The organism is Microbacterium sp. (assembly GCF_036277215.1).
GTDB lineage: Bacteria > Actinomycetota > Actinomycetes > Actinomycetales > Microbacteriaceae > Microbacterium.
This window is the reverse complement of record NZ_DASUNI010000216.1, coordinates 1-8,810: the sequence shown is the minus strand read 5'-3', so window position 1 is coordinate 8,810 and position 8,810 is coordinate 1. Positions and strand designations below refer to the sequence as shown.

The window sequence follows — 8,810 nt, the reverse complement described above, 5'->3', positions numbered from 1 at the left end:
AACCGGCGCAGCGGGTCGATGGTGTCGCGCAGCGTGGTGGAGCGTTCCGCGAATCGGCCGCGGATCGCCCGAACGAGGTGCTGCACGGCCGAGGTGCGGATGAACTGACCGCCGTTGAGGACCTCGCCGCGCCGCACCCGCCCGACTCCGATCAGCAGCTTCACCAGCATCAGCCGGGCGTCGTTCTCCGGATCGAATCGATCGGATGCCGCCGCCTTCGCCCGCGCACGCTCGATGAGTCCGGCGACCGTCCCTTCTGCATCATCGATGACGACGGTGGCGTCCCCCGCGACGGCGTCTGCCAGCTCGTCCACCTCTGCGACCGCGAACTCGAAGACGTGCCCGTCCTCGTACACCGCGACGAAGCCGATCTCCCCTTCGCGTGCGGTGAGCACGATCCGATCCTGCTCGGGCAGCCAGGACAGGTCGGGTCGCACATCCGCGCCTCGTCCCGGTTCGATCAGCGCGAAGAAGTCGTGGTCCGACCACTCATCGCGCCGGTCGGCCGCGTCATCGGATGCCGAGCCGAGCAGCACCAGACCGAACAGCCCGTCCGCCGCCTGCACGCGGTCCGCGAGACCCTTGCTCAGCGCTTCGAAGCGCTCCGAGCTCACGGTCTCACCGGGTGCGGGTTCGCCGGGTGCGGGTTCGCGAGGTGCAGCAGTGCGGAGTCCAGGAATGGCAGAAGAGGGGTCATGGCGGCACCGTATCCGCTCGAGGCACCATCTCCCTAGCCAGGCGGCACCCGTAATGACAGGACTCACCCGACCGCGGGAGTCGTCGCGGTGGCGGCTAGACTTCCGCGCATGGCTGATTCATCCTTCGACATCGTCAGCAAGGTCGACCATCAGGAAGCCGACAATGCGCTTCAGCAGGCCCGCAAGGAGGTCGAGCAGCGTTACGACTTCAAGGGCACGGGCTCCTCGATCGAGTGGAGCGGCGAGGCCGTCCTGATCAAGGCGAATACCGAGGAGCGCGCGAAGGCCGTTCTCGACGTTTTCCAGTCCAAGCTCGTCAAGCGGGGCATATCGCTGAAGAGCCTCGAGTCCGGTGAGCCGGTCGCGAGCGGCAAGGAGTACCGACTCACGTCGACCATCAAGGACGGCATCTCGCAGGAGAACGCCAAAAAGATCGGCAAGATCATCCGCGACGAGGGGCCCAAGGGCGTCAAGTCGCAGATCCAGGGTGACGAGTTGCGCGTGCAATCCAAGAGCCGCGACGACCTTCAGGAGGTGCAGCGCCTACTCAAGGCCGCCGACCTCGACGTAGACCTGCAGTTCATCAACTACCGGTAGTGCACCTCTCTGACCTGGCGTTTTCCGGGTTAAGTCGGCAGGGAGTCCGCAGAATCCTAGGATGAGGCTCGTTCGCCAGGTCTTGCGCTGGCCGTGAGTGCCATGAATTCCACGGTCGCTGCCCGCGTCTTGTCCTCTGCTGACGGAGTGCCGGCCCTTCGGTCGACCCGTTTCTGCCAACGGTCGGCATGACAGGACTTGACAGCGACCCACCGCGGGACTGAGCCGTTGGCAACTGGCATGACGGTCGATCTCGGCGTGCAGGCGGCAGGCCTGTGGATGCCGATCGGTCACGCACGCGAGCCGCCGACCGTGTCGACGACCGCTCGGATCGGAGAGTCAACGGCCGCCCAGGTGCGCGGCGAACTCCTCGGGTGTCCTTAGCGCATGCTCGAGCACCGCGGTGTAGATCTCCGCGCCGCTGATCTCGTCCGGATACTCCGGCCGGCGGTGCCACACGTCTTTGATGCGCAGGATCGCCCGGCGCTGGTCACCAGTCAGCCGCTCTCTGAGTTCGTGGTGCCAGTCGGTCACGTTCCGATGGTCGTCGTACAACCAGATCGACAGGTCGATCCGCCACTCATCTCGAGCAAGGGTGACGTGGTACCGCTCGTCGCGCCGCAGGCCGGTCGGTGAGCGGTCACCCCGCTCGTCGACGTACTCGAAGCCGTTGACGCCGGGTAGATCGACTGCGCGCCCCAGGAGAGCGATAACGTCGTGCGGCGAGAAATGCGAGCCGCCGAGGACCATCACATCCAGGTCCCGCCACACCATGAGCCCGGAGACAAAGCTGCCCGTTGTGATGGGCTCGCCGACCCCGTTCAGGAGGGGGCCCACGCAAGCCAGCATCTGGCGCCCCTCGGCCTGGAGTGCCGCCTGGCGCGCCTCCAATTCGTCGTCCAACATCGGACCGTTCTAGCACGAGATGGGCGGGCCACACACTGGGTTCGGGCATCGGTGGACAAGCAAGCGGTGGAACCCTGTGATTCCACTCGTAATCGCACTGCAGTCGCCGGATCGCAAGGTGAGTTGTTACACAGGTCGACCTCAGGCCAGCTGCCACGCAACCGGCGCGCACCGGGGTTCCGAGGCCCCGGGGCAAGACAAAAGGGCTCGTGGCCCAGGGGCGGCGCACTCGGATCGGCGGTAGCCTCATTGGGAATATGACATTTTCGCTGCGTCCTCACCATGACGGATCGCCCGTCCACGTTTCTGACCCCGCGCCCGAAATCGGAGATGTGGTACGCGTTCGACTGCGGGTGCCGCACGTATATGGGCAGTTGGATGCGGTTTGGGTGCGTTCGACACCCGACCGCGAGCCCATCTTCACAAGAGCGCAGCGCCTCGCTGCCGTCGAAGAATGGGAATGGTGGGATGCGCCGCTGCCCATCCGAAACCTGCACAACAGCTACCGGTGGATGCTTGTCGCTTCGGACGGCCGCGTCAGCTGGCTGAATCAGGCCGGACTTTCCGACATCGAAACTCGAGATTCGGAGGATTTCGCCGTCGTCGCAGGCAACCCGCCGCCGACCTGGTTGCCGGATGCAGTGATGTACCAGGTCTTCCCCGACCGCTTTGCACGGTCGGCAGCGGATGACGATCGTTCCCTCCCACCCTGGGCGATTCCCGCCGATTGGACCGATTCTGTCGATCCCGTCGCGCCCGCACGCTCGCAGCAGTTCTACGGCGGCAACCTCGACGGAATCGTCGAGCACCTAGATCACCTGATCGAGCTCGGCGTGACTTTGCTGTACCTCACCCCGGTCTTCCCAGCGTCATCCAATCACCGTTACGACGCGACCACGTTCGATGAGGTTGACCCGCTCCTCGGCGGGGACGAGGCCTACATCCGGCTCATCGAGGCTGCGCACGCGCGTGGCATTCACGTCATCGGCGATCTCACGACGAATCACTCCGGCGACCGCCATGAGTGGTTCCGCAGCGCATACGCCCACGCCGGCGCGCCTGAGGAACGTTTCTACTACTTCACCGATGACGCCAACGCGTCTTATGAGTCGTGGCTCGGCTTCGCGACGTTGCCGAAGTTCGACTGGTCCAGCCCTGAGCTCGCGCGACGTTTCGTCGACGGCCCAGAGTCTGTCGTCGCGAAGTGGTTGCAGCCCCCCTATTCACTCGACGGCTGGCGCATCGACGTGGCAAATATGACAGGTCGGCTGGGCGCCGCAGATCACAACGCCGAGGTGCGTCGAGCCATTCGTCGCACGATGACGAGCGTTCACCCCGACACGTACCTGGTGGCGGAGTCGACCGGCGACGCGACCGGCGACCTGCAAGGGGATGGATGGCAGGGCGCCATGACCTACGTCGCCTTCACGAGGCCGCTGTGGAACTGGTTGGGCGACACCTCCACTGAGCCCTACATCGACGCGCTCGGCCGCGCGACGACAGAGCCTTGGTACTTCGGCCAGCCCGTCGAACGCATCCCTCGGTTCACCGCCCGCCAGTTCGCCACCAGCGTCGATCGATTCTTCGCGGGGATTCCATGGTCGGTGAGGCTCGGCACGATGAATACACTCGACAGCCATGACACCGCGCGGTTTGCGACGCACGCCCACCCTTCAGTGATTCCTGTCGCGGTCGGCCTCTCGCTGACGCTTCCGGGTTTGCCGGTCATCTGGGCCGGCGATGAGTTCGGCGAGCAGGGTGCTGACGGGGAGACGAGTCGAACGCCCATGCCCTGGCACCGCATCGATGAGCCGGCGGTTCAGGAAAGGCTGACCCTCTATCGCGGGCTCGTGGCACTGCGCCACAGGCATCCGGCGCTCGGCGCCGGGGGGATGCGCTGGATCCATTCAGACGAAAACGTCATCGTGTTCGTGCGCGAAGCGCAGGACGAGACGCTGCTTGTCCTCGCGGCGCGCGGCGACGTCGACGTGCGAATACCCGCGGGCGCCGTCGTCGGTGCGGATGCCGCGACAGCCGCGTACGGCGACGCCGATCTCGAAATGGCTTCCGACGGTTCGATAATCCTCGCGGGTCGCGGCCCGGTTTTCGCCGTGTGGGCGCTACGCGGCATCGGCTTGCCGACCTTGGCCGTACGCCCGGACCCTCGGTAGCGGCTCAGCTGCCCCGCGGGGGCGGGCCAGTGCTCGACCTGACGATGAGGTCGAACGGATGAGGCGTGTTGCCCTCACCGTTCGCGATTCCGCCGTCCCCTTCGAGCTCGCTCAGCAGGAGCTCGACAGCCCGTGCGCCTTGGGCGGCGGGATACTGCGCCACCGTGGTCAGCCCGAAGAAGCCGGCAAGCTCGTGGTCGTCGATTCCCGCCACCGACAGGTGCTCCGGAACACGCAACCCCAGCTCGCGAGCCGCCAGAATGGCACCCACCGCCATCTCGTCCGACGCCGCGAAGATCGCTGTCGGGCGCTGTGAGGGATCGGCGAGCAGACGGGTCGCCGCTTCGTAACCAGTCTCGATTGTGAAGTAGCCCTCCTCCAAAAGGGCGGGTTCCAGGTCGATGCCGCGATGTGTCAATGCGAGCTCGTAGCCGGTCTTCCTCTTGAGCGGCATGTGGAAATCCTTCTGCCCAGGACTGCCACCGATGAGCGCTATGCGCCGATGGCCGAGGCTTGCAAGATGCTCCGTTGCGAGTCTGGCCATCTCTACATCGTCGACGCTCAGCGTGTGGAGACCGGCAATGGGTCCACCGACGCAGACGATCGGCTTGCCCACGGCGTGCAGGCTGCGCACCTCCTCAGGGTTCACCTCGAGGCTGATCGCGATGAAGCCGTCGACCCGGCCTCTGTGCAGGAATTCTTCGAATACGCTCCCGCGCCTGTCTGCGCCGCCGCCCAGGTTGTAGAGGGTCAGGTCGTAGCCGGAACTGACGAGCGCGTTCTGAGCCGCCTCCAGCACGGACGTGTAGAACCAGCGATTGAGCAGAGGCACGATCACGCCCACAGCTCGAGACCGTCCAGACGCAAGCCCTGACGCTGCGGAGGAAACGACGTATCCGAGTTCGTGCGCGACCAAGAGAACGCGCTCCCGGGTGTGATCCGCAACGGAACCGCGACCGCTCAGCGCGCGCGACACCGTGGCCACGGAGACACCGGCCCCGCGGGCGACGTCTTCAATGCCGACCATGATGCTTCCTCTTCACTCGGGTGCGACTTCAGTCCCCCACCCCGGTGCCGTTTCCCCGACGAAGCTCCAGCAACCGATGTCTCAATACTCCTCGCACGGCGCGAGCCAGACGGTCGTTTCGCCCGGCACGACCCCGAGACGCACCGGACCACTCGACAGCACGACGTCGGCGCGGTCGAGAGGATACTCCCCCACGCCGAAGTTCGTCACGACCTCCCAGCCGTTCGGACGGCGGTAGCGCAGCACTGTGGGGTCGCGGGTCTCGATCCACTCGAGCCGCTCCCCGGACTGCAGCGAATGCCTCAGCGTGAGCGCGCGACGGTACATGGCCAACGACGAGGTCGCGTCCTTTTCTTCGCGCGCGACCGCATGCTCGGCGAACCACCCCGGTTGCGGCAGGTGTGCGCCGCCCGACCCGAAGCCGAACGATTCACCTGACTCCTCCCACGGCAGCGGGACTCGGCAGCCGTCTCTTCCCAGGCCGTCTGTACCTCCAGTGCGGAAAAACGTGGGATCCTGACGCGCGTCGTCGGGGATAGTGGCCACCTCGTGCAGACCGAGCTCCTCGCCCTGGTACAAGTACGCCGACCCCGGAAGCCCGAGCACGAAGAGCGTGGCCGCACGGGCGCGTCTTGCTCCGCCTGGCAGATCGATCGCGTCCGCCGGCCCGCCGGCGAGGACCCACTCGATGCCGTGCTTGACCGTCAGCCACCCATCCTTCTCACGAGGTGGATGGGGCAGGCCATACCTGGTGGCGTGACGCGTCACATCGTGGTTCGACAGCACCCAGGTGCTCGACGATCCCGACTGCGCCGCCAAGTCGAGGTTGTCGGTGACGATCCGGCGAAATTGCTCGGGATCGAAGTCGGCTTGCAGCAAGTCGAAGTTGAACGCCTGGCCGAGGCTCTCGGGACTCGCATACAGCGGCACTCGCTCCCGATCGACCCATGCTTCGGCGACGGCGGTGCGGGGCGGGTCGTATGAATCGAACACTGCTCGCCACTCCGCGTACACATCGTGCACATCGTCCCGGTCGAGGGTCGGGTGCTTCCCATCCCGCGGAATCAGCTGCAATTCGGCGTGAGTAGGCAGTGGCTCGGTGAGGTCTTTGGTGAGCATGTGCGCCACATCGATGCGGAACCCGTCGACACCCCTGTCGCCCCAGAACCGCAGGGTGTAGAGAAAGTCGTCGTGTACGTCCCGATTGTCCCAGTTCAGATCGGGTTGTTCGGTGGCGAAGTGGTGAAGGTACCACTGCCCGTCGTCGACGCGTTCCCAGGCAGAGCCGCCGAAGAAGCTCTGCCAGTCGCTGGGGGGCTTCGACCCGTCGAGGCCGGTGCCGTCACGGAAGATGTATCGGTCGCGCGCCGCCGACCCGGGTCCGGCCCGAAGCGCTTCCTGGAACCATACATGCTGATCGGACGTGTGGTTGGGCACGATGTCGATCACGACCCGGAGGGTGTGGGCGTGCAGTGCCGCGACGAGCTCGTCGAAGTCGGCGAGCGTGCCAAGCCTCGGGTCGACGTCGCGGTAGTCGGCCACGTCGTATCCACCGTCGGCCAACTCGGAAGGATAGAAGGGGCTGAGCCAGACCGCGTCGATACCTAGCTTGGCGAGGTAGTCGACGCGCGAGGTGATTCCGGGGATGTCGCCGATTCCGTCGCCATTCGAGTCCGCGAAGCTGCGGGGGTAGATCTGGTAAACGACTGCCTGGCGCCACCACGGCGGGTCGTGCTTTGGGTCGAAGGCGGATGTGGGTGACTCATCGACGCTGGTCATACGATCCTCCGGTGAAGGTGGGATGCGGCGCGGCAGTGACCGCACTCGGCACGGCTTCCAGCGCTTCGGGTCAGCCTTGGAAAGCCCAGGGTGCTCTCAGCCCTTCACCGAGCCCGCCGTAATCCCCCCGACGATGAATTTCTGCAGGTACAGGAACAGCAGGACGACCGGGATGGCGGTGAGTACGGCCGCGGCGCAGAAGATTCCGAGGTTGTTGGTCTTGTCGGACTCCAGGAGGCCCCACAGGCCGACCGCCAATGTCTTGACCTCTGTGTCGCGGAGGAAGATCGACGCGAGGATGAACTCCCCGATGACGCCGATGAAGGCGAGCAAGCCGGTCACGGCGAGGATCGGCCGCACCAGCGGCAGGATGATCTTGAAATAGATCTGCGTATGCGTGGCACCGTCCATCACGGCCGCCTCGTCCAGCTCTGGGGGGATCGTGTCGAAGAAGCCCTTGATCAGCCACACCTGACCCAGCGCACCGCCCAGAAGCACCAGGATGTAGCCCGCGATGGTGTCCAGTCCGATGTACGGCATCGCCTCGCCGACCCGGGTGAACATCAGGAAGAGCGCTACCGCCGCGAGGAACTGCGGGAACATCTGGATGAGCAGAAGCGCGAACAGGCTGCCACGGCGGCCCCGGAATTGGAACCGGGAGAACGCGTATGCGCCCAGCGCGCTGCAGAAGATGGAGACTCCGACCACCACGACGGCGACGATGAGGGTGTTGCGCGCCCACAGCGCGAACGGAACCGCGGGATCCGTGAAGAGGCGGGCGTAATTCTCGATGCTGAAGGCCCGCGGGAGGATCGACGCGGACGCCACGCTGCCGGTGGGATTCAAGGACGCCGACAGGATGAACAGCACGGGGATCAGCGCATAGACGATCGCAGCCGCGCCGACGATGTACCGCCAGCCGACTTCCCGGAACCAGCGGCCGCGCGAGATCTTGTTGGTCTTCAGTTCCGGGTGGAACACGTCCCCGCGCTCGGCGGGGTCTGTGAGCACTGAGGACGGAACGACTTGGCCCGCCTGGGGGTTGACCTGCGTCATCAGCTGAACTCCTCGAGCTTCTTAGTGGCACGGAACTGAAGGGCGGCTATGATCCCGGTGAGAATGAACAGGACCACGGTCACAGCCGACGCGAACCCGATCTGCTGTGTCCCGCCGAACGCCAGGCGGTATGTGTAGCTGATGAGGATGTCGGTGGCTCCCGCCGTCGGATTCTCCGGGGTGAACGGCCCGCCCTCGGTGAGCAGGAAGATCGCGCCGAAGTTATTGAAGTTGAATGCGAACGTCGCGACCAGCAGTGGTGCGACGGCGACGAGCATCAGCGGAAAGGTGATCTTGCGGAAGTTGGTCCAGCCCGTCGCTCCGTCGATCGATGCCGCCTCTTTCAGATCCGACGGGATGGCCTGGAGGGCGCCCGTGCAGACCAGGAACATGTACGGGAACCCCATCCAGAGGTTCGTGACGAGCACAGCCACCTTCGCCCAGAAGGGATCCCCGAACCAGTCGATGCTGAGACCGAGCGTGGTGTTGATGAGGCCGAATTCGGTGTTGTAGAAGCTCGACCAGACCAATAGCGAGATGAATCCCGGGATGGCATAGGGCACCAGCAGCACCGAA

General features: G+C 65.3%; 8 protein-coding genes. 2 read left to right on the top strand and 6 right to left on the bottom strand.

Features of this window, described 5'->3' with window-relative positions; genetic code table 11:
* The coding region (locus VFX99_RS10960; protein WP_329666328.1) for a hypothetical protein at window positions 1-614 on the bottom strand (614 nt) is incomplete at its 3' end.
* Window positions 615-806: 192 nt separating this feature from the next.
* Here VFX99_RS10960 and VFX99_RS10955 point away from each other — a divergent pair.
* Window positions 807-1,295, top strand: a complete 489-nt coding sequence (locus VFX99_RS10955; protein ID WP_329666327.1) for a YajQ family cyclic di-GMP-binding protein — start codon at window positions 807-809, stop codon at window positions 1,293-1,295.
* Between the two features lie 339 nt (window positions 1,296-1,634).
* On the opposite strand, the gene VFX99_RS10950 is transcribed toward VFX99_RS10955, so the two are convergent.
* Window positions 1,635-2,201, bottom strand: coding sequence for a hypothetical protein (locus VFX99_RS10950; RefSeq protein ID WP_329666326.1), 567 nt, complete (start codon window positions 2,199-2,201; stop codon window positions 1,635-1,637).
* A 209-nt stretch (window positions 2,202-2,410) separates the two neighbouring features.
* On the opposite strand from VFX99_RS10950, the gene VFX99_RS10945 reads away from it, so the two are divergent.
* Complete coding sequence (locus VFX99_RS10945) at window positions 2,411-4,372, top strand: glycoside hydrolase family 13 protein (RefSeq protein WP_329666325.1); 1,962 nt, start codon at window positions 2,411-2,413, stop codon at window positions 4,370-4,372.
* A 4-nt stretch (window positions 4,373-4,376) separates the two neighbouring features.
* Here VFX99_RS10945 and VFX99_RS10940 read toward each other — a convergent pair whose 3' ends face one another.
* The 4 genes from VFX99_RS10940 to VFX99_RS10925 all read right to left on the bottom strand — a co-directional run.
* Complete coding sequence (locus VFX99_RS10940) at window positions 4,377-5,399, bottom strand: LacI family DNA-binding transcriptional regulator (RefSeq protein WP_329666324.1); 1,023 nt, start codon at window positions 5,397-5,399, stop codon at window positions 4,377-4,379.
* 81 nt (window positions 5,400-5,480) lie between these two features.
* Window positions 5,481-7,178 (bottom strand): glycoside hydrolase family 13 protein, encoded by a 1,698-nt coding sequence (locus VFX99_RS10935; RefSeq protein WP_329666323.1) that lies wholly within the window; start codon window positions 7,176-7,178, stop codon window positions 5,481-5,483.
* A gap of 96 nt (window positions 7,179-7,274) precedes the next feature.
* Entirely contained in the window at window positions 7,275-8,234 is a 960-nt protein-coding gene (locus VFX99_RS10930; protein WP_329666322.1) for a sugar ABC transporter permease, read from the bottom strand.
* Window positions 8,234-8,810: ABC transporter permease subunit (locus VFX99_RS10925; RefSeq protein ID WP_329666321.1), on the bottom strand; the 577-nt coding region annotated here is incomplete at its 5' end. The genes VFX99_RS10930 and VFX99_RS10925, both read right to left, overlap by 1 nt.

Bases quoted from the DNA above. Each gene is read 5' to 3' on its own strand.
- VFX99_RS10955 (WP_329666327.1), top strand. From the start codon at position 807: ATGGCTGATTCATCCTTCGACATCGTCAGCAAGGTCGACCATCAGGAA.
- VFX99_RS10950 (WP_329666326.1), bottom strand. From the start codon at position 2,201: ATGTTGGACGACGAATTGGAGGCGCGCCAGGCGGCACTCCAGGCCGAG.
- VFX99_RS10940 (WP_329666324.1), bottom strand. From the start codon at position 5,399: ATGGTCGGCATTGAAGACGTCGCCCGCGGGGCCGGTGTCTCCGTGGCC.
- VFX99_RS10935 (WP_329666323.1), bottom strand. From the start codon at position 7,178: ATGACCAGCGTCGATGAGTCACCCACATCCGCCTTCGACCCAAAGCAC.
- VFX99_RS10930 (WP_329666322.1), bottom strand. From the start codon at position 8,234: ATGACGCAGGTCAACCCCCAGGCGGGCCAAGTCGTTCCGTCCTCAGTG.